Source organism: Paraburkholderia sp. LEh10 (genome assembly GCF_017814945.1).
Classification (GTDB): Bacteria; Pseudomonadota; Gammaproteobacteria; order Burkholderiales; family Burkholderiaceae; genus Paraburkholderia.
Genome location: NZ_JAGIPX010000044.1, coordinates 19,932 through 40,431, shown reverse-complemented (window position 1 = coordinate 40,431; position 20,500 = coordinate 19,932). Strand labels below are relative to the sequence as shown.

At 61.1% G+C, this 20,500-nt stretch carries 15 protein-coding genes; 5 read left to right on the top strand and 10 right to left on the bottom strand.

Annotation, left to right across the window (positions count from 1 at the left end; translation table 11 throughout):
* Nucleotides 1–6 precede the first annotated feature (6 nt).
* From J8I87_RS29650 to J8I87_RS29640, 3 genes are read right to left on the bottom strand one after another with little or no spacing between them, the layout of a single operon-like run.
* A complete protein-coding gene (locus J8I87_RS29650) occupies nucleotides 7–1,242 on the bottom strand; it encodes an ABC transporter substrate-binding protein (RefSeq protein ID WP_245254251.1) in 1,236 nt (411 codons plus the stop codon).
* Between the two features lie 49 nt (nucleotides 1,243–1,291).
* Nucleotides 1,292–2,929 carry a hydantoinase B/oxoprolinase family protein gene (locus J8I87_RS29645; protein ID WP_209935706.1) on the bottom strand — a complete coding sequence of 546 codons (1,638 nt, stop codon included), beginning with the start codon at nucleotides 2,927–2,929 and terminating at the stop codon, nucleotides 1,292–1,294.
* Between the two features lie 2 nt (nucleotides 2,930–2,931).
* Entirely contained in the window at nucleotides 2,932–4,956 is a 2,025-nt protein-coding gene (locus tag J8I87_RS29640) for a hydantoinase/oxoprolinase family protein (protein ID WP_209935705.1), read from the bottom strand.
* 242 nt (nucleotides 4,957–5,198) lie between these two features.
* Here J8I87_RS29640 and J8I87_RS29635 point away from each other — a divergent pair, with 242 nt between their 5' ends.
* Nucleotides 5,199–5,981, top strand: a complete 783-nt coding sequence (locus J8I87_RS29635; protein ID WP_205811708.1) for an IclR family transcriptional regulator — start codon at nucleotides 5,199–5,201, stop codon at nucleotides 5,979–5,981.
* 309 nt (nucleotides 5,982–6,290) lie between these two features.
* Nucleotides 6,291–6,596 carry a hypothetical protein gene (locus tag J8I87_RS29630; protein ID WP_245254250.1) on the top strand — a complete coding sequence of 102 codons (306 nt, stop codon included), beginning with the start codon at nucleotides 6,291–6,293 and terminating at the stop codon, nucleotides 6,594–6,596.
* Nucleotides 6,597–6,751: 155 nt separating this feature from the next.
* Here J8I87_RS29630 and J8I87_RS29625 read toward each other — a convergent pair whose 3' ends face one another.
* A complete protein-coding gene (locus J8I87_RS29625) occupies nucleotides 6,752–7,531 on the bottom strand; it encodes a class I SAM-dependent methyltransferase (RefSeq protein WP_209935704.1) in 780 nt (259 codons plus the stop codon).
* A gap of 1,152 nt (nucleotides 7,532–8,683) precedes the next feature.
* Here J8I87_RS29625 and J8I87_RS29620 point away from each other — a divergent pair.
* Nucleotides 8,684–9,157 carry a YbhB/YbcL family Raf kinase inhibitor-like protein gene (locus J8I87_RS29620; RefSeq protein WP_209935737.1) on the top strand — a complete coding sequence of 158 codons (474 nt, stop codon included), beginning with the start codon at nucleotides 8,684–8,686 and terminating at the stop codon, nucleotides 9,155–9,157.
* Between the two features lie 420 nt (nucleotides 9,158–9,577).
* Here J8I87_RS29620 and J8I87_RS29615 read toward each other — a convergent pair whose 3' ends face one another.
* The 6 genes from J8I87_RS29615 to J8I87_RS29590 form a co-directional block, all read right to left on the bottom strand.
* Entirely contained in the window at nucleotides 9,578–9,928 is a 351-nt protein-coding gene (locus J8I87_RS29615; RefSeq protein WP_209935703.1) for a copper-binding protein, read from the bottom strand.
* Complete coding sequence (locus tag J8I87_RS29610; RefSeq protein ID WP_209935702.1) at nucleotides 9,925–13,134, bottom strand: efflux RND transporter permease subunit; 3,210 nt, start codon at nucleotides 13,132–13,134, stop codon at nucleotides 9,925–9,927. The genes J8I87_RS29615 and J8I87_RS29610 overlap by 4 nt, the downstream gene beginning before the upstream one ends.
* Nucleotides 13,131–14,660 (bottom strand): efflux RND transporter periplasmic adaptor subunit, encoded by a 1,530-nt coding sequence (locus J8I87_RS29605; protein WP_209935700.1) that lies wholly within the window; start codon nucleotides 14,658–14,660, stop codon nucleotides 13,131–13,133. The genes J8I87_RS29610 and J8I87_RS29605 overlap by 4 nt, the downstream gene beginning before the upstream one ends.
* Before the next feature lie 11 nt (nucleotides 14,661–14,671).
* The gene (locus tag J8I87_RS29600) at nucleotides 14,672–15,967 is read right to left on the bottom strand and encodes a TolC family protein (protein ID WP_209935699.1); all 1,296 of its coding nucleotides are present in this window, start codon (nucleotides 15,965–15,967) and stop codon (nucleotides 14,672–14,674) included.
* Nucleotides 15,968–16,058: 91 nt separating this feature from the next.
* The gene (locus tag J8I87_RS29595; protein WP_209935698.1) at nucleotides 16,059–16,421 is read right to left on the bottom strand and encodes a hypothetical protein; all 363 of its coding nucleotides are present in this window, start codon (nucleotides 16,419–16,421) and stop codon (nucleotides 16,059–16,061) included.
* Between the two features lie 540 nt (nucleotides 16,422–16,961).
* Nucleotides 16,962–17,726 carry an SDR family oxidoreductase gene (locus J8I87_RS29590; RefSeq protein WP_209935697.1) on the bottom strand — a complete coding sequence of 255 codons (765 nt, stop codon included), beginning with the start codon at nucleotides 17,724–17,726 and terminating at the stop codon, nucleotides 16,962–16,964.
* Between the two features lie 139 nt (nucleotides 17,727–17,865).
* Here J8I87_RS29590 and J8I87_RS29585 point away from each other — a divergent pair, with 139 nt between their 5' ends.
* Nucleotides 17,866–18,774, top strand: coding sequence for a LysR family transcriptional regulator (locus J8I87_RS29585; protein ID WP_209935696.1), 909 nt, complete (start codon nucleotides 17,866–17,868; stop codon nucleotides 18,772–18,774).
* A gap of 608 nt (nucleotides 18,775–19,382) precedes the next feature.
* Complete coding sequence (locus tag J8I87_RS29580) at nucleotides 19,383–20,495, top strand: BMP family ABC transporter substrate-binding protein (RefSeq protein WP_209935694.1); 1,113 nt, start codon at nucleotides 19,383–19,385, stop codon at nucleotides 20,493–20,495.
* Nucleotides 20,496–20,500 lie beyond the last annotated feature (5 nt).

Genomic DNA, 20,500 nt, shown 5'->3' with positions numbered 1-20,500 from the left:
CGTAAGCTACTGGCCTGCCGTGCGAAACACGCGGCACTGGCTGCGGTTCTCGGGCACGAAGACCTGATCGCCGGGCAACGTCTTGACAAGCGAATACAGATCCCACGGTCCTTTGGATTCTTCCGGCGACTTGACGCGGAAATAGTAGTAGTCGTGCACCATCCGGCCGTCCGCTCTCAGGCGCGCATTGCGCACGACGTCGTCGACGATCGGCAGTTCGTGCATCTTGCGCACGACGATAGCGGGATCATCCGATTTCGCTGCCGCAACGGCCTTCAGATAGTGATAGACCGACGAGTACACGCCGGCATGCGTGAGCGACGGCGGCCCCTTCTTGTAGATCTCCATGAACCGCTTGCTGAAGCGGCGCGTGCCGTCGTCGAGATCCCAGTAGAAGCTCTCGGGGAACTGCAAGCCTTTCGCCTGCGACAGTCCCACGCCCTTGATCTCGTAGATCGTCGGGAAGAATGCCGCCTCCTGCTTTTTCGCGCCCAGTTGAAATTCGCTGGCTGTCTTGATCGAATTGGCGGCATCGGCACCCGAATTGGCGAACGCGACGATATCGGCGGTCGATTGCTGTGCCGAGATGATTTGCGAAGACATGTCGCTGCTGTTTAACGGATGCTTCGACTCGCCCACGGTATGCGCGCCGATCGCGTCGAGCTGCTTGCGTGCTTCCGATACAGCGGCTGCGCCATACGCATAGTCCACCGCGATGAAGTACCACTTCTGATTCGGCTTGGCGATACCTTTGACGGCGGCTGTCGTCTGTGAATAGGTGTCCCACATCCACTGCACCGTATAGTCGGGCTGGCAATCTTCATTGGTGATGCGATTGGGCCCGCCGACGAACAGCGCCACTTTCTTCTTCTGAACCGCGAGGTCTTCCATGCCCAGCGCGACCGCCGAATTCACCATGTCGGCATACGCGTCGACGTGATCGACGTCGGCCCATTCGCGCGCCTTTGCCAGCGCGATATCGGTCTTGTTCTGATGATCGAGCGTCAGCAGTTCGATCTTCATGCCCTTGCATTCCTTGGCAAGGCAGTCGTCAATCGCCATCTTTGCTGCGACCACGGAACCTTGACCGGATAGCGCTGAAAACGCGCCGCTCATGTCCGTCAACAGTCCGATCTTGACGACGCCGTCCGAGATTTCGGCGTGTACCGGTGAAGCCCCGATCATGCTGATTGCCGTGATGATTGCAGAGAAGCATAAAAAGCGGCTGTATGGCCTGGTCATTGTCGTTCTCCTCAAAGGCGTTGAATGGGCGTGCTGGATTCAGCGTGCGTTATGCACGGGCGTTGTCGACCATGCCGTCGCGACCGTCGGCTTCGACGAGCGATGGATGACGCTCATGCACGTCGCCGTAACCGCCGCCGCCGCCCATGAATACCTTCACGCGATCTCCCTTCATCAGCGTCAGCATCGATTTCGACGCGATGCGCTCGGTCACGCCATTGCGTGTCACTTCGCAGTACCCGCACTTGCCTTCTTCGCCACCGAAAAGACCTTGCGGTGCATAGCGATGGCGATCGGCATAGATCGCAAAGCCGACGTCATCCGCCAGCACCGAGTACTCACGGCTGAAACCCGCGCCGCCGCGATGCTTGCCCATGCCGAACGAATCGGGTTCGAGCGCATAGCGTTCCAGCCTGAAGAAGTCGTATTCCATATCGAGTGCTTCGACGGGTGTGTTCGCGCAGTTGGACAGCGGCGAATCGACGGCATCGCAGCCGTCGCCATGTTCCGACGCGCCATAGCCGCCGCCGAAAATCTCCAGATACACGCTGTATTTTTCGTCGCGTTGCAATGAGAAGCACGCGGCCGTCAACGTGTCGAAGCCCGTGGAGATCACCTTGCCGGGCGCAACGGGCGCCAGTGCCCGCATGATCGCGTTGTAGATGCGGTAGTTTGCTTCGAGACGCGCGCGTACGGGCGAGGGCGGGGCGGGGTTCAGGATCGACCCGTAGGGCGCGGAAATGCTGACGGCCCGCAAGATGCCTTCGTTGAATGGAATGTCGGGCGAAGTCAGGATGGACTTCACGCACGTCACAGCCGCCGACACGGTGCACGAAAACGGCGAGTTCAGATTGCGGCGCACTTGCGGGCTGCTGCCCGCAAAGTCGATATCGATCGCGTCGTGCGTGACGCTGACCTTGACCTTGATCATGAGCGGCTGATCGGTCACGCCGTCATCATCGATCATGTCTTCGCCGTAGTAGATACCCGGCGGCAAGGTCGCGATGGCGGCGCGAAAGCGCCGTTCCGAGTAATTGACCATCTCGTTCATGACTTCCGTCACCATCCCGACGCCATACTTGTCGCACAGCTGCACGACGCGCACACAGGCGATGGCGTTGGCGGCGAACATCGCGTTCATGTCGCCGATGGTCAGGTCGGGCACGCGGACATTCGCGCGTACCAGCTGTTCGAGCGGCCCGCCGTTCCAGTCACGCGACTGCGACCACCGCGTGGGCGGAAAGCGCAAGCCTTCCTGATAGATGTCGGAGGCGTCTGTGTCGAGTCCGGGCGCGCCGCCGCCAAAGTCGATCTGGTGCGCAACGCTTGCCGAGAAGCCGATCAACTGTCCATCGTAGAAGATCGGACAGAAGATGTAGACATCGGGGAGATGCTGCCCGCCCGCATAAGGGTCGTTGGTAATCATGAAATCGTCGGGGCGGATCGTGTGCGCCGGATAGCGCGCGAGGCACTGCTTGAGCGTAATGCCGATCGGCCCGAGCTGGATCGGAATCAGCTCGGCCTGCGCGACGATATCGCCGTGCACGTTGGCAATCGCGGCGGAGCCGTCGCTGGCTTCGCGAAGAATGGTCGAATAGGCGGAGCGGATCAGCTTCGCGCCCATCTCGCGGGCGGCCGCCAGAATGCTTTGGCTGATGATGGCATTGTCGAACGGGCTGACGATCATGATCACGCCTCCTTCGCGAGAACGAGATTGGATTGGGAATCGACGTGTGCGCGCCAGCCCGCCGGCACGAGCACTGTGGTCGTGTACTCCTCAAGCACTGCGGGACCCGCAACGGAATGGTCAGCCGTGGTAGCGAGGTCGGTGACGGACAGGCGCTGGCAAGGGCGCCGCGCGTTGCCGTCATACAGGCCCGTCTCTGTGTCGACGGCGCGCGAGCCCACTGAGACGCTGGTAAGCGCGCTCACCTGTCCGGTCGCGAGCGTTGCGCCCGCACGCAGCGCGACCACTTCGACCGGGCGCCCCGTCTTGTCGCTATGAAAGTACATGCGCTGGTGTGCATCGACGAATCCTGCGATCAGGCGTTCCTTGTCGAGCGCGGCGAGTGCATCGGCGTCCAGTTCAAGTGGCACTTCGAACGCCTGGCCGAGATAGCGCATTTCGAGCGTGTAGCTGAACGACAAAGGCTGGGTGAAATCCATCCGTCGAAACTGCGCCTGCAGATCGTGCTGCAGGGACGCGAACCGCACGCGCAGATCGTCGCACGTGTCGTCGCTCACCTGCACGCGATGGGTCAGGGTTTCGTACTTGATGAAATCGGATGCCAGGAGGCCATAGGCGGAGGTCACGCCGGGACTGGGCGGCGTCACGACTGTCGCGATGCCAAGCTCTTCCGCGATCTGCGCCGCCTGCATCGGCCCCGCGCCGCCGAACGGGACGAGTACATAGTCGCGCGGATCGCGTCCGCGTTGCGTCGACACGAGCTGAATGGCCCGCACGATGTTGGCATTGGCGAGGCGCACCGCGTTATAGGCCACGGCCTCGACGGGCAAGCCGAAATGTTCGGCCAGCGATGCGAATGCGCGATGCGCGGCCTCGACGTCGAGTTTCATCTGACCGCCGAGAAAGGCTTCCGGGCGCACCGTGCCGAGCACGACGTGGGCATCGGTGATGGTCGGCCGCGTGCCGCCCCGCCCATAGCAAGCCGGCCCCGGATCCGCGCCGGCGCTCTCGGGACCGACGCGCAGCATGCCGCCGTCATCGATCCAGATCAGGCTTCCGCCACCCGCGCCGACGGACACGATATCGAGCACGGGCGTGCGAACGGGCAGGCCGTCGATTTCGGTTTCGGACGCGAGTGTGGGCTTGCCGTCCTGGACGAGACAGACGTCGGAACTAGTGCCGCCCATATCGAACGTGATGACGTTCGGATAACCCGACAGGATGACCTGACGCACCGCGCCCACCACACCCGCAGCGGGACCGGAGAACAGCGCGCTGATCGCGTTCTCGCGCATCGATTCGGCGGGCAGACGGCCGCCATTCGATTGCATCACCGAGAAGCGGCCGCGAAATCCCTCGCGCTCCAGCGCGTTCGTGAGGCGCCCCAGATATCCCGCGATCACGGGCTGTACGAACGCGGAAAGCGTCGCGGTGCTGGCCCGTTCGTACTCACGAAACTCGCACGCTACCTGATGCGAGCACGTCACCACGATGCCCGGCAGCGCCGCACGAATGATGTCGGCGATGCGACGTTCGTGCGCGGGGTTCCGGTACGCATTGAGCAGGCAGATGGCGACGGCGTCGTAGCGGCCCGCCTTGAGTTGCGGCAGGACGTCGGCGCGAAAGCGCGCTTCATCCAGCGAGGTGAGCACGCTGCCGTCTGCAAGCACGCGTTCGTGCGCTTCGAAGCATGCGCGCCGTTGCACGGGCGGCACGGGCTTTTTGTAGAAGAGATCGTAAATCTGCTTGCGGTCGTGGCGCTGCAGAAAGAGGATGTCGCGGAACCCTTGCGTCGCGATGAAGGCCACCTTGCCGCCTTTTCGTTCCAGCACGGCATTGGTGGCAACGGTGGAACCGTGCGCGAAATCTTCGATTGCGGCGAAGTTGATCCCCGCGACCCGCAGCGCTTCGAGCACGCCGGCATCGGGCGACGCCGGCGTGCTCGGCACCTTGATCACACGCACCTCGCCGTCGCCGTACGCGACGAGGTCCGTGAACGTACCGCCTACTTCGACTCCGACTTTCATGTGGTCTTGTCCTTCGTTTTCTCAGGGGAGCGGGTTGGTCAGCAGAAAGCGGCAGATCTGTGTCCTCAGGCCGGACATCGACTCCACCGATAAATCGGGTAAAGTAATCGAATATCGATATGCACTGAGCTGTATGCGGTTTGACGAAGTCTAAAAGACGAATAATGTTCGGTAAACGGGTATGCTTAACCGCATATCGATTAATTTGTAACTGAAGAAAAACGTCAGACGGAAGGGAAAATATGGAAAAGGAGAACAGCGTTTCGCCGATGTTCAACCAATCGGTCGAGAAGGGACTCGCGATCCTCGCAGCCTTCGGTGCGCGCAACCGGCGCATGAGCCTTGCGCAGATCGCGGAGATGGCGGGCATCAGCCGCAGTTCGGCGCAGCGGATCGTCTTCACGCTGGAGTGCCTCGGCTACCTGACGAAAGACCCGCACACGCGCCGCTACGAACTGGCCACGAAGGTGATGGAAATCGGCTGCAACTACGTGGCCGCGAATGCGCTGATCGACAGCGCGAATCCGTTTCTGTCGGCCATGAACAGCACGTGCGACGAAACGGTTTCGTTGACGGAACCGTGCGGCACCGACATGGTGTATGTGGCGTCGTTCACGAGCCGCAAACCGATCGTCGCGCACATGGCAATTGGAAGCCGCATGCCCATGTATTGCACGTCTGCGGGGCGCGCGTATCTGTCGGGTTTGCCTGAGGACGAAGTGCTTTCGCTGCTGCGCCGCTCCGAACTGAAGCCGTTGACGGCGGCGACGCTCACCGAGCCCGCGAAGATCTACACGCAGATCGATGAGAGCCGTGCACGCGGCTTTTCGATCAACATCGAAGAGTATTACGTAGGCCATATGAACGTCGGCGCGCCGGTGCGCAACAAGGATGGGCGCGCCATCGCGGCGGTTCATGTGGTGGCGCCATGCAGCCGCTGGACCGCCGAAGAAGTGATCGGCAAGCTGGGGCCGATGGTTCGCGAATGCGCGGGGGCGATCACCAATGCGGTTCGGGCGCATTGAAGACATACGTCGCGCAGAAGACCGCCACGTGATGCGATCGAGGGTCCAGCGTCTCGCGTTAGAAGCTATCGGCCCAAGACCCGCGCTTGATTCTGTTGATTACGATTCAATCGCCCGCCGACGATGCGAGTCTCACAGAAGTCGCCGCCCATCAACTGCCGTTCGTCGCTACTGCAACATGGCCGTTCGAGCGATCGCTACCCATCCGCCATGAGCCGTTGATGCTTCGATAGGCCGGCAGCCCGCTTAGGGGCTACAGACCACGCCTCCCGCGCTCGGCAGACGCCAGCCACATACCGCGACGAACTCATGATCGACCATATTGTCAAAGTAATGCGGCTGGAGTTCGCCCTCATGAAGCCCTTTTGTTCCGTAATTGCCCTCGTCGTACTCACTGCCGGCTGCGCCTCGACATGGCCGCCCGCTAATAACCAGATTGCCCAGCAAATTCCGGCCGACTCGAATGCATACCTCCCGCGTGCCAACCACGGTGCGACGCGCGGCGACTCCACGTCAAAGCCACCGATGCTCAGCGTTGGTGTCAGCTATTCCGATACGCAATTGATCCTGCCTTGGTTTCTCACTGACATCATCAACGCAGTTAACGATCCCTAGTCTGTCGGTGATTTGCTGCAATGTGTTTGGGGCGGCTTCTGACGACGTTGTCTGGAGTTCGCAACGAGATCGGAGAATGCCCCAGTGCGGCCACGAAGGGTCATTCGACTCTGGCTGGCCATCGACTGACCGTTGTGCGCCCTCGTCACAGAGGGTCAAGCGGCGCTTCGCCGGCCCCACACGGCAATATTCCCGCCGCCGAAGGCCCAAAGATCAGGCGATTTCAGGAGTTGTAGCGCCTGTTCGAGCCGGGGCAGAGGCAGTGCGGACGCCGCGAGCATTTGATCGCGCATCTGCACGGCAGTCAGCTCGAAGAATTCCGCTGCCGGCGAACCGCCCTGGATCACGGGAAACTCTCCCTCGCCGCCAACCTGCGCGAGTCCCATGGCCGCCACGGTCTCGGGAAGGATGCGGGCCCAGAAGCAGTCTCGACCAGACGCTTTCACAACCGTGTTGACGAGGGCCACCATGAATTCGCGGAACACGGCGGACGATGACGCATGCACTGGGAAAAAGTCGACTTCCTCCAATAATAGCCACCCGGAAGGGCGAAGTGCGTCGATCATCCGGCGAATCGCGCGTTCGGGTTCGCGCAGATGGTGGAGTATCCATCGCGCGTGGATGAAATCGAATGCCGAACTTGGAAGCTCAGACTTGAGGATGTCATGTTGCTGGACTTCAAGGTTCGGAAGACGGATCTGATCGAGTAATGTGGTGTTGATATCGGTTGCCACTACGCTGCCGGTCTGCCCCACTTGCTCGCAAAGCCATTTCGCGATCGAGCCGCTTCCAGCCGCAACCTCGAGGCAACGCGCCCCATGACCGACTCCGAGCATATTGATACGACGCTGGGTCATCGGGTCGAGCATTTGCTCCAGCAGCGCCAGACGGCGATTGGCATGCTTCCAGGAGTTATCCAATGCATAGTCAGACATGAGTGTCTCGCACGTCGATTAACGGTACGACGCAACCTCCCGGACACGACCATGCCGGTCTGGCTGCCAGGGTCCTTAATTGGATTTCAGCGACGGCATTGAACGGCACCAGCGTTGGTGGCCGGGTTCTTCGCGTTTTCCGACTCTTTAGTGCGTCAGAGCTATGACGAAAAACGAATTCAGCGTCCCGGCTCGTTACGACGCACGCGCAATCTGATCGCATATCGACAGACATGGGGTAACTCATGTTGTCAACACACCTAATTGTTTTCAATTCCAGAAGTTGGGCGCGCGTTCCGCCTTCATTCTTTGCTCCTGATGAGAGAGCCATTTGCTTTTTTGACTTGACGATCAACAGAATAGACAACTTACGAAATGCATACGAACTCAAACCAATCAATATGTGGGGAATCGAACATTTACTTGAGGCGAAACGACCGTGCCAACTATTTCACGAATGTAGAAATGGTGAGGCCGTCCCACTGAGCCGAGAAAGAATCCCCGGCCGACAGCCATGAGAGTTTCCTCGACAGTGAGCGCGTCACAGCGAATCTTTGCGATGATCATCGGCGAAGACTCGTTAGGATACGATCAATGGGACAGTGATGATCTGAGGGAGCCGGATAGGCAGAGCGTGAACGGCGGCCATCGGCGAACGAGAATGTGTCTTGAGGGTCGACTTGGGACGCCAACGCTCCGCGCGGCGGCGCGCTTGCACCGCACGCCACTTCGTACCCCTTGACCTACAATATAAGCATGGTCGCGACCTGAAAAAGGAGGCTGCCATGGGCGGGGCCTCGTGCGATATGTCGGAACTTGCAATCATCGGCAGTGGTTCTCTTGCTTGTCGCACTTCCGCGACCCGCGCGCGATCCTTATCAACGACAGCCATCTCTGATCGGGCGGCACTTATGTGACGATGAGCCGCGCTTCGATTTCCGCCGCGACTCGCGCAGGGCGCGCACCAATCACCGGCCGCCGTGATGAGCAGAGTACGTAACGATGAGTGACTTCAACGTGTCCGACACCCACCTTAAGCGCTTTGCAAAAGCGGCCTGGGCATGGGTCCCGCGTTCCTTGCCGGCACTCTCGCTCACCTTGCTGATCTTCCCACCGGGACAGCCATCCATTGTTGTTGCCCAGGAGAGCACGATGACCCTGACGCTAACGTCGCAAGCCTTCCGGCAGAACGGCGAGATTCCCACGCAGCATACCTGTCAGGGCGCCGATGTATCGCCGCCGCTCGAGTGGTCTGGCGTGCCCGCGAACACAAAAAGCCTGGCGCTGATCGTCGACGACCCTGACGCGCCGGACCCGGCCGCGCCGAAAATAACCTGGGTACATTGGGTGCTCTACAACATCCCGCCGACGGCAACTCAACTGCCCGATGGCGCTGCTGCGCAGGCTTTGCCGAGCGGTACGCGCGAAGGCATCAATGACTTCAAGCGTGCCGGTTACGGCGGCCCGTGCCCGCCCGTGGGACGCCACCGTTATTTCCACAAGCTGTATGCGCTCGACACTGTACTGCCCGATTTGAAAAGGCCCAGCAAGGTGGCGCTCGAAAAGGCCATGCAGGGGCACGTACTAGCGCACGCGGAACTAATCGGCACCTATCAGAAGCGATGAGCGATGCGTCGATGCATGAATCGGGATTGAGGACAAGGTAAATCCTGTGGTGCCGACCTTATACACGCGCCTCAGGCAGCGATCGTTAAGGTTTATTCGACGCCTGCCGACATGCGCGGCGGCATGCACATTCCTGCGGCCGATGGCAGGCATCGAATAAACCTTAACGGGCTGCGTCAGTCTGCTCCTCGAACTCATCGCTCGAAAGCGGTCACTTGAATTCAGCGGCCCGAAAGCGGCCAGTCGGCAGTGGGTACTCCCGACCCTTCTCGGTCTTCCAGCCTCTTCGTCGGTAAGTCTGGCATCGGCAATAAAGCGGCCGTTCGAGTCGCTCATGCAACCCGCAGTCTCGTGTCTCACGGGTCCACCATGCACAGTCGCTGCACCCGGTGAACCCGTCAGCGCCGAAGAACTACCGACTCAAGGCTGCTTCTTCAACGTAACGATAGTCAATGCACCATCGACGTTCTCGACGCGGACCTTGACCTTGTCCCCCTCATGAACCTGCTTGACCATCGCGGCATCCTTTGCCTTGAAAGCCATCGTCATCGGCGGCATGCCGACGTTGTCGAGCGCGCCGTGTTTCAACGTGACCATGCCCGTCTCTGTGTCGACCTTTTTGACTTCCGCTTCGGTTAGCGCCGCGTTCGACGATACCTTCGCCGCGGAAGGCTTCATCGACATGTTCATGCCCGCCATATCGTCGCCGGCGAATGCGGGTCCAGCCATCACAGCTGCCAGCGCAGCAGACGCAACAATCCATTTCTTCATCGGGTTTCTCCAGTTTCGGTAAAGGGCACGCTCGTGCCGTGAGGGACTGCTTCGGGGAACCGCTCGTGGCTCGCACGTCGCGCGTGGCGACGCTGCAACAGCAACCAGGCGGCAGGGATGACGAACATCGAAAGAAGCGGCGCGGTGACCATGCCGCCGACCATCGGCGCAGCGATGCGCTGCATGACCTCGGAGCCGGCGCCGTGTCCGATCATGATGGGGATGAGGCCCGCGAGCACCACTGCCACCGTCATTGCCTTTGGCCGCACCCGCAGCACCGCGCCTTCGCGAATGGCATCGAGCAGCAAGGCCTCGGTGAACGGTTCGCCATTTTCAAGGCGGCGATTGAGCGCGCCCTTCAAATAGAGCAGCATCACGACGCCGAACTCCGCCGCGACGCCAGCGAGCGCAATAAACCCGACAGACGTCGCGACCGATACGGCATGCCCCAGAATCCAGATCAGCCAGAAGCCGCCGACCAGCGCGAATGGCACCGTCGACATCAACAGCAATGCATCGGCTGCCGAACTGAAGGTGAGGAACAGAAGCACGAAGATGACGACGAGCGTCACGGGTATCACCGTGCGCAGTTTCGCTGCCGCGCGCTCCAGATACTCGAACTGTCCGGACCACGCAATCGAATAGCCCGGCGGTAATGTCACTTTCTCCGCGACGGCATGCTGCATCGCTTTCACGGCCGACTGCAGGTCCGTATTGCGAATATCGACATAGACGAAACCGGAGAGCCGCGCATTCTCGCTGCGAATCGACGGCGGGCCATCGTTGATGGCGATATGCGCGACATCGCCAAGCTGGACTTGCGCACCACGCTCCGTGACGACGGGCAACTGGCGCAACTTCTCCAGCGAGTCACGGACCTCGCGCGGATAGCGAATGTTGATAGGAAAACGCTCACGCCCGGCGATCACCTCGCCGACGTTTTCCCCGCCCACCGCCGACGAGACGACAGCCTGGATATCCGCCACCGACAGCCCATAGCGCGCGGCCGCCAGCCGGTCGATATCGACGTCGATATACCGCCCGCCATTCAAGCGCTCGGCGAGCGCGGACGTCACACTTGGCACGCCCTTCACCGCGGCTTCGACCTGCGTTGCGATCCTGTCGATCTGCGTCAGATCGGGGCCAGAAATCTTGACCCCGACGGGCGTCTTGATACCCGTCGACAGCATGTCGATGCGATTGCGAATCGGCGGAACCCACACGTTCGATAGACCGGGTACTTTCACCGTGCGGTCGAGTTCATCGACCAGCTTTTCCGGTGTCATGCCGGGCCGCCACAGGCTGCGCGGCTTGAACTGGATCGTCGTCTCGAACATCTCGAGACCGGGTGCCGGGTCCGTCGCGGTGTCGGCGCGCCCTGCCTTGCCGAACACGGTCGCCACTTCGGGCACGGTCTTGATGAGCCGGTCGGTCTGTTGCAGCAACTCGCTCGCTTTCTCGGTCGAAATGCTCGGCAGCGCGGTCGGCATGTACAGCAGATCGCCTTCATCGAGCGGTGGCAGGAATTCGCCGCCTAACCGTGAAACGGGGACGATAGTGGCAGCCAGCGCGATGACTGCGACACCAATGGCAACCCATGGACGCCGAAGCGTTGCTTCGAGCAGCGGCCTGTACAGCCGGATCAACACACGGTTGATGGGATTGGCGTTCTCGTGCGGAATGCGGCCACGGATCAGATAGCCCATCAGCACCGGCACGAGCGTCACTGACAGCCCCGCTGCAGCCGCAATCGTGTACGTCTTCGTGTACGCCAGCGGCGACACGAGTTTGCCCTCCTGTCCTTCGAGCGAAAATACCGGGATGAACGACAGTGTGATAATGAGCAACGAGAAGAACAGTGCAGGCCCGACCTCGGCGGCCGACGTGGCTATCAGCTGCCAGCGCTGCGCGGGCGTCAGTTGCTTGTCGGGGAACGCATGCTCGAACGCCTCCAGATGCTTGTGCGCGTTCTCTATCATCACGATGGCTGCGTCGATCATCGCGCCGATGGCAATCGCGATGCCGCCGAGCGACATCAGGTTCGCATTGATGCCCTGATAGCGCATCACGATGAACGCGGCCAGTACGCCGAGCGGCAACGACAGAATCGCCACGAACGCGCTGCGCAGGTGAAACAGAAAAACCGCGCACACCAGCGCGACGACAATGAACTCCTCGATGAGCTTGTCCCTGAGGTTATCCACCGCGCGGTCGATGAGTTGCGAGCGGTCGTAGGTCGTGACCACCTCGACACCCGGCGGCAGCGAGCGCTTCAGGTCAGCCAGTTTCGCCTTCACGGCCTCGATGGTCGTCAACGCGTTCTTGCCCGAACGCATGACGATCACGCCGCCTGTCACTTCGCCCTGACCGTTCAGTTCCGCGACGCCTCGGCGCGTCTCGGGTCCGATCTGGATGCGCGCCACATCGCCGAGCAGCACGGGTGTACCGGCATCGTTGGTGCGCAGCACGACGTCGCGGAAGTCATCCATTGAATGCAGATAACCGGACGAGCGGACCACGTATTCGGATTCGGCGAGTTCGACCACCGAGCCACCCGATTCCTGATTGGACTTGCCCAGCGCATCGGCCACCATCTGCTGCGTGATGCCGTACGCGCGCAGCTTGTCGGGATCGAGCACGACCTGGTACTGGCGCACCATCCCGCCAATGCTCGCGACCTCGGATACATCCGGCACCGACTTCAGTTCGAACTTCAGGAACCAGTCGTTCAACGCACGCAGTTGGCCGAGATCGTGCCGCGCTGTGCGGTCGACGAGCGCGTATTCGTATACCCAGCCCACGCCCGTCGCGTCCGGTCCCAGTGAGACCGTGGCGCCCGGCGGCAGCCGGCTTTGCACCTGGTTCAGGTATTCGAGCACGCGCGAGCGTGCCCAATACTGGTCGGTTTTGTCATCGAACAGCACGTAGACAAACGCGTCGCCGAACGCTGAATACGCACGGATGGCTTTGGCGCCCGGCACACCAAGCAGCGTCGTGGTGAGCGGATAGGTCACCTGGTCCTCGATGACCTGAGGCGCTTTGCCAGGATACGAGGCCTTGATGATGACCTGGGTATCGGACAGATCGGGCAACGCATCGAGCGGCGTTTGCGTGACCGAATAGACGCCCCACGCCGTGACAAGGACGGTCGCGAGCAACACGAGGAACCGGTTGTGTATCGACCAGCGGATGAGGCGCGCAATCATCTTGCACCTCCAGCGGGTTCGACCTTCGTCAACTGGTAGCCATCATCCGATTGCCTGAAAACGAAATGCACGGTCTCGCCAGGTTTGATGTCCGCGAATGCATCCGATGCGGGCTTGCCGAACGCCATCGTCATGGCAGGCCAGCCGAGCGCCGGAACGGGTTGATGCGAGAACGTGATGTCTTTCGGCGTTACCTTTTCGACCTTGCCGGTTGTCTCGTATATCTGCGCCACTGCGGGCGCGGTTGCTTGCGCCGAACCGTTACCCGATGCCGTACCACTGTCGAGTCTCGGCAAAACCGATTTCAGGCTGGCTTCGGAATCGATCAGGAACTGGCCGGATGCGACGACCGAATCGCCTTCCTTCAATCCGCTGAGAACCTCGGTCTCGTTGCCGATGTCGTTGCCCACCGTGACCGACACCGGTTGCAGCCGACCGTCGCCGTTCTTCACGATGACAACGGAGCGCTTGCCCGTCGAGATCACCGCTTCGGACGGCACAAGCAGCCGCGACACCGCCTGCTTGCCAGCGACGCGCACGCGCATCAGCATGCCCGGCGTCAGTTTGAGTGCGGCGTTGTCGATTTCCAGACGCGCCTGGAGCGTGCGGCTTGTACTACTGATGCCGGGCAGGATTTCGCGTATCTGTCCGTTGAAGCGCTGCGTCGGGTCGCCGGCAAACGTCGCATCGACTGTCATGCCGGGCTGCACGCTGAGCGCCAACGCCTCGGGAATCTCGACGATGAGCCACAGCTTCGACAGACCTGCAACCTTCGCGAGCGTCTGCCCCGGCGTTACCATCGCGCCGCTCCGGACATTCAACTCGCTAACGACGCCCGTCTGCGGAGAAGTCAGCACGATATGCGTCTGTGCCTTGCCGGTCCGCTCGAGCGCCACGATGACGCCATCGGGAATCGACAGCGCACGCATGCGAGCACGCGACGCCTCCAGCAGGCTGCCATCCATCCCGCCGCGCCTGAGCGCGAGGTATTCTTCCTGCGGCGCAAGCCAGTCAGGCACGAAGAGCGAGGCAACCGGCGCGCCCTTCGCGATCCGCTGCATCGGCGCACTGGCGTAGAGATGATCGATGTAACCCGTCACGCGCGTCTGAACGACGTCCGCCTGCGATTCATCGAACTGCGTGGTTCCGACAGCATCGAAGCCTTCCGACGTTTCCTGCCGGCGCACAGTCGCGTAGCGAATGCCGAGGCTCTGCTGGAGGCCCGGATCGATCCTGATGCCAGTCGAACCGCCGCCTTCATCCGCATAGACGGGCTGGAGCTGCATGTCCATGAAAGGCGATTTGCCCGGCTTGTCGAAGTGCTGTGCAGGGACCATCGGGTCGTGCCAGTACAGCACCTTGCGACCCGTTGCCGGATCGGCCTTGTCGCTGGACGTCATGCTGGCGACGGCGGCGCCTGCTCCGTCAGTCGTCGAACGATGCGTGCCGGCGACATAGCCGGCCGCGAGCAGCGCCGCCGCCGCGAACACCATCAGGGCCGCGTGCGCCAGTTGTTTCTTTTGCATGTTGGTCTCCTTTACTGACCCACGGACATCGACGCCGGCACCACCTGATACTCGAGCTGCGCCCATGTCTGGGACACCTCGCGCTGCAGGTCCAGCACCTGAAGTTCGGCCTCGAGTTGCGCACGGCGGGCGGCGAAGGTATCGGCGAGCGAGCCGGTGCCCGCCTTGTAGGCGGCGGTCGCAAGCTGCACGCGCTGGCCCGCAGCCGGAAGCAGGGAGTCGGAGAGATGGGTGATGCGTTCGCGGCCGCTATCGAGCGTGGCGGACTGCGTGCGAATGTCCGCTTCCACCTGACGTTGCGCGTGTTCGTACATCAGCCGGGCCCGCGTGGCGAGTTCCGATTTTTCGCTCGCATCACGGTCCTGGCGATTCTTGCGATTGATCGGCAACGGAATGCTGACGCCTATCGACACCATGTTCGAGTACGCGCCACCGCGTTGCTGATAGGCGACTTCCCATGTCCAGTTCGGGTTGCGGTTGCTGTTCGCAACGGCCGTATCGGCGTCGGCGACGGCGATGTCCCGCGATGCTGCAACGAGTACGGGTTGCACCTCACGCAACTCTTCGGGCGGCAGCGACGACACATAGGACTGCGGCGCAGGCGGCTCGCCGGTGACGTCGGCGACGGGCGTCGCTGTCCACCGGGACAGACCGATAAGTGAGGTGTGGAATGTTTGCCGGGCCTTGAGCAACTGATCCTGCGTCTGTGCCAGCATGGCCTGCGCTTGCGTGACATCGGCGGCTGTCGCCCTTGCTCCGCGATACGACGCTTTCGTTGCGTCCAGTTCGTGGCTCATGTGGTCGACGAGTTCCTGCTGCAGCAAGACCGTCTTCTTCGCGTAGATCGCGTTCAGCCATGCGGTAGCCGTCTGCTGTCGCGTGTTCGCGAGCTGGGCAAGATATCCCGCCCGCTCTCGATCGACGACGTCATTCGCCAGCTCGGACCGCAGCCGCCGCTTTTCACCCGACACCCATTCCTGCTCGATGCCGATACGGCGCATCGTCATGAAATCCTGGCCGACGGTGAATTTCTGTTGCCCCGTTACGGGCAGATTGTCGACACCCGCCTTGAGCGTCGGATCGGGCAACTGGCCGGCGCGTAACGCTGCTTCCGAACTGGCGCGCACCGACGCCTGCGCCGCGCCCATCGCGGCGGAATGATCGGTTGCGGCCTGAAGAGCGGCGTCGAGTGTGACGGGTGTTTCCTGAGCGTAAGCGGCCACGCTCGCGAGCATCAGCGCGGCGACAAGCGAATGCGCGCGCAGCGACGCACGCCGGTATGACGGCGTGCCAATAGTGGATGGCATGTCTAACCCCAACGGCGGAGTCCCAAAGGGAATCCACGTCCTGAATGCAGGACGACCTCGCCGCTAATGCGGCGAACCTGTCAGCAAGGGATCAGATCGCGCGGGGAGGTCGCCAGAGACCGGCCGGCTCGCGGACGGTGAGCGACTGCGCGTAATGGAAAACGACTGGGCTGGAGAGCCCGGCGGGACGGGTTACCTCGATGGCGGGCACCGGGTGATACAGACTGCCAAGCTGGCATTGCGCCGTTGCCTTACAGAAGAAGGCTTTGGCTTTTCCCGTTGGCGAAGACTTCGTCATCTCGCACCCGGGCATCTCCGACGACATCGCGCTGGCGTCGTCGTAACTCATGCTCATCTGCATCGGACATTCGCCCGTCAAGCCACTAGCCGCCAGCCCACTGATGGGCAGCACAGCGCAAAGCAGCACGAGGAGCAAGGTGCGGAGGAATTTCATCGCTCGGATTATAGCGGAGCTTTTCTGCGATCACCGCGCGACGTTGCGACGGCGGCTAATTGCCCGATCGCAGCATGAAGACCGCATAGGCAACAGAACGAACCGCAATCAACTATTGAAATTACGCTTCGACCTTTGCCATTGACCGAAGGTCGCCTCAAAGGAGGCATCGCACGCAATACAGTCAGCGACCGTAGATGGCCGATCGGATGAGGTCGCCAACGGCCGCTTATCGGCACTCCACTCGCGAAACCTGGATTTGGCTGACTGACCGGTTCGGAGAAAGTTACCCGACCGGAGTGGGTCGACTTCTGCCGGATGCAGTCGGGCCGACGGCAGCATTTGTCGTCGGCTCACCGTCGGACCGTGTGCGGCCAACAACCGACATGGTCGGCGCTCGCGCTTGGGCGCTCCGATGTCGGCCGTGCATCCGATAACAGACATCCGGACACAAGCCGACATCATCAGGGCGTGGGCCAACGACGCGTTCGCGCGGCGTCGTCGAACATCTGCATCCCTGTAGATGCAGTCTTCAAAAGCTCATGTGCGCGTAATCGAAGCCCCACCGTCGACCAATGAAGCCGTACCCGTCACAAAGGACGAATCGTCGGAAGCGAGGTAGAGCGCCGACCGTGCAATCTCTTCCGGCTTTGCAACTCGCTTGAGAGCGTGCAGGCCTGTCACGAATGTCTGCGATTCGGCCGTATCGTTCATGCCGCGATACATTTCCGTGTCCACCGCGCCCGGGAGAATCGCGTTTACGCGCACTCCTTGTGGGCCGTATTCAGCCGCGAGCGCTTGCGTCAGTCCGATCAGCCCGGCTTTGCTCGCAGCATAGGCGGCTGTCCCCGGGAAGGTGAACGAGTAGCCAACGAACGTCGAGGTGAATATGATCGACCCACCGCCCTGCTTGATCATTTCAGGAATCTGATGTTTGGCGCCGAGAAACGCGCTCGTCAGGTTGGTGGCCAGCGTGGCTGACCAGCCTGCTTCCGAGACCCCTGTGGACGGTCCCATTTCACCGAGCATCCCCGCATTGTTGTAGGCGACGTCGAGACGGCCGAAGCGGCTGACGGCGAGGGCAACCAGCGCTTTCGCGAATTCTTCGGATTGCACGTCTCCTGCCAGCGAAACAGCCGTACCGCCGTCGCGAGCGATCTCTGTCACGAGCGCGTCGAGTTCGGCTTCGCGGCGTGCCGCCACCACAACCTTTGCGCCCTCTGCGGCGAACAGCTTTGCGGCAGCACGACCAATGCCTGCGCTGGCGCCAGTCACGATGGCGACTTTTCCTGTCAAGCGTTGCATGTTCAATCTCCTGGTTCATCATGGGCCGATGCCCAATGCGTCGGCTCCTTTGAAACGCACTATAGAACTCCGCTTTTATCAGAGAAAGATCACAAATATAGCTATATCATTCAGTTTTTATGAATGATCGGAGCCCAATATGGACCGGCTGCGCGCGTTTGAGGTCTTTGTGACCGTAGTCAACCGGGGCAGCTTTGCACGCGCGGCCGATGCGCTCGAAACCTCGCCCGCGAACGTGACCCGCTATGTGAACGAACTGGAGGCGCATCTCGGTGCGCGACTTCTCAATCGCACCTCGCGCAGATTGTCGCTTACTGAAGGCGGTGAAACGCTTTATTCGCGATGCAAGACAATCCTCGAAGACGTTGCCGAAACGGAAGGACTCGTGTCGGCAACGTCGATCGAACCGCGCGGACGGCTGCGTATCAACGCACCGGTCAGCTTCGGCATCCGGCATCTCGCGCCGCTGTGGCCACAGTTCATGCAGCGATATCCCGACGTCGAGCTCGACATTACGCTCATTGATCGCGTCGTCGATATCGTCGAGGAGGGCTTTGACCTGGCCATTCGTATCTCGCGCGCTGGTACGGTTGATCATGCGGCCCGCAAACTGGCGACATCGAAAAACATCCTGTGTGCTTCGCCCGGTTATCTGAAGCGTTGGGGACATCCGGAGATACCGGCGGACCTGCTGGGACACCGGTGCATCGGCTATACGTATGCCGCCACCGCCGATGAGTGGCAACTGATGGACAACGAGGGCAAAACTCATGCTATCGAGGTCAACTGTCACATGCACACCAATAACGGCGACACAGCACGCGGCGCGGCGCTCGCGGGGCACGGCGTGATCTGGCAGCCCACGTTCCTGATTGGCGAAGACCTTCGCGCGGGCAGGCTCGTTCAGGTATTGCCTGAATACCGCTTGCCGGATATCGATGTGCTCGCCCTGTATCCGAGCCGTCGCCACGTGAGCGCAAAAGTTCGTGCGGCAATCGATTTTCTGGTCAACGCGTTTTCGGGCGAGCCACCGTGGGACAAGACGTGAAGGAGATGACTGACGTGTCTCGAGAGTCCGGAAACGGCGCTCTACAGTGACGGGAAGAGGCTGTCAGGCACCGAGGCGTGGACGAGCGCGTAGCCCTGCAACCAGTATCTCGATGATGGAAGCTCGGATGGCGGTAGTAGATCCCAATTCGGTCACTAAACCTGTCTTCGAGCTGACCGGAAGCTCCGGGTCGGTAAGACTCATTCGGCAAAAAGAGAGGCGACATTCGCCGGCACGGGTTTGCGAATGTCAGCGAAGCGACCTTCAACCGCCGCACCGTGGCTGGTCGGCGATCGTCGGCTATGGCCGATTATGCCAAGTTGATGATTATGGAAATTGGTCGAATCGGTCAGCGACAATACCTAAGAATTCAGGGGCTCGGTGATGGACGACGCATTGGAGGACTCGACATAATTTCAGCGCTGTTTTGGGGTAACACTTCTACCTCAGGGAAGTGATCCTCACCGCATCATTCATATCAAACTCGTTATACCGGGCATAGCGGAGTTAATTTTGGACCGCTATATTGGCTCAACACCATCTCCGGGTGGAGGCACGTCTGGCGAATGGCCGCGCTCTCCACCCATTTCCCCGTCTTCGGAGATTCAATGAAAACAAAAATGGCTCGCGCAGCCGTACGCTCGCTGCGCTTTCCGGCAACGCTTCTGGCCACACTTGGCACCTCTGTCGCTTTGAGTACCGCCGCCTTGGCCGCGCAGCCGATGGGCGTCGCGTTCGTCTATCTTGGCAATCCCGGCGACGCGGGCTGGACCTACGCGCACGAGCAGGGCGTGAGGGCGATCGAAGCGAAGTTCGGCGACAAAATCAAGGTCACGCGCATCGAGAACGTGCCCGAATCGGCCGACTCGGAGCGCGTGTTCCGCGACCTCGCGAGCAAGGGCAACAAGATCATCGTCGGATCGAGCTTTGGCTTCCAGGACTTCGAACTGAAGACGGCGAAGGACTATCCCGACGTCGTCTTCGAGCATGCGACCGGCTATAAGAAGGCCGCGAACTTCGCGACCTATGATGTGCGCACGTATCAGAGCGCGTATCTGGCGGGGCTTGTCGGAGGCTATACGACGAAGACGGGCACGCTGGGCTTCGTCGGCTCAGTGCCCGTTCCAGAAGTGGTGCGCAACATCAACGCGTTCACCATGGGTGCGCGCTCGGTCAATCCGAACGCGAAGGTGAAGGTGGTGTGGATCAATACATGGTTCGATCCCGGCAAGGAGAAGCAGGCGGCTGAAACGTTGATCGGCCAAGGCGCCGACGTGTTGATTCAGAACACCGATTCGACGGCGACGATGCAGACGGCTGAGCAGAAGAAGGTGCATGCGTTCGGCTGGGACTCGGACATGAAGAAATTTGGCCCGAATGCGCAGCTGGGCGCATGTGTAAGCTACTGGGGTGTCTACTACTCGCATCTGATTGAGCAGGTACAGTCGGGCAAGTGGAACAACGCGCCGACGTGGTGGGGCCTCAAGGAGAAAGCAATCGACCTTGCCAGCATCAACTCTGAAGCCGTCTCGCCGGCCGCGCAAAAGGCGCTGGCGCAAAAGCGCGACGACATCATAGCGGGCAGGTTCGATCCGTTCGCCGGACCGATCAAGGACCAGAGTGGCGCAATCAAGGTCGCCGCGGGCAAGTCGCTCTCCGACGCCGAGCTGTTGCGGCTCAACTGGTTCGTGCAGGGCGTGGACGGCTCGCTACCGAAATAACGCCG

What these genes read in the sequence shown, in the direction of transcription:
- J8I87_RS29645 (WP_209935706.1), bottom strand. Translation starts at nt 2,929, where the DNA reads ATGATCGTCAGCCCGTTCGACAATGCCATCATCAGCCAAAGCATTCTG.
- J8I87_RS29595 (WP_209935698.1), bottom strand. Translation starts at nt 16,421, where the DNA reads ATGAAATTCCTCCGCACCTTGCTCCTCGTGCTGCTTTGCGCTGTGCTG.
- J8I87_RS29635 (WP_205811708.1), top strand. Translation starts at nt 5,199, where the DNA reads ATGGAAAAGGAGAACAGCGTTTCGCCGATGTTCAACCAATCGGTCGAG.
- J8I87_RS29615 (WP_209935703.1), bottom strand. Translation starts at nt 9,928, where the DNA reads ATGAAGAAATGGATTGTTGCGTCTGCTGCGCTGGCAGCTGTGATGGCT.
- J8I87_RS29620 (WP_209935737.1), top strand. Translation starts at nt 8,684, where the DNA reads ATGACCCTGACGCTAACGTCGCAAGCCTTCCGGCAGAACGGCGAGATT.
- J8I87_RS29605 (WP_209935700.1), bottom strand. Translation starts at nt 14,660, where the DNA reads ATGCAAAAGAAACAACTGGCGCACGCGGCCCTGATGGTGTTCGCGGCG.
- J8I87_RS29580 (WP_209935694.1), top strand. Translation starts at nt 19,383, where the DNA reads ATGAAAACAAAAATGGCTCGCGCAGCCGTACGCTCGCTGCGCTTTCCG.
- J8I87_RS29650 (WP_245254251.1), bottom strand. Translation starts at nt 1,242, where the DNA reads ATGACCAGGCCATACAGCCGCTTTTTATGCTTCTCTGCAATCATCACG.
- J8I87_RS29600 (WP_209935699.1), bottom strand. Translation starts at nt 15,967, where the DNA reads ATGCCATCCACTATTGGCACGCCGTCATACCGGCGTGCGTCGCTGCGC.
- J8I87_RS29630 (WP_245254250.1), top strand. Translation starts at nt 6,291, where the DNA reads ATGATCGACCATATTGTCAAAGTAATGCGGCTGGAGTTCGCCCTCATG.
- J8I87_RS29625 (WP_209935704.1), bottom strand. Translation starts at nt 7,531, where the DNA reads ATGTCTGACTATGCATTGGATAACTCCTGGAAGCATGCCAATCGCCGT.
- J8I87_RS29585 (WP_209935696.1), top strand. Translation starts at nt 17,866, where the DNA reads ATGGACCGGCTGCGCGCGTTTGAGGTCTTTGTGACCGTAGTCAACCGG.
- J8I87_RS29610 (WP_209935702.1), bottom strand. Translation starts at nt 13,134, where the DNA reads ATGATTGCGCGCCTCATCCGCTGGTCGATACACAACCGGTTCCTCGTG.
- J8I87_RS29590 (WP_209935697.1), bottom strand. Translation starts at nt 17,726, where the DNA reads ATGCAACGCTTGACAGGAAAAGTCGCCATCGTGACTGGCGCCAGCGCA.
- J8I87_RS29640 (WP_209935705.1), bottom strand. Translation starts at nt 4,956, where the DNA reads ATGAAAGTCGGAGTCGAAGTAGGCGGTACGTTCACGGACCTCGTCGCG.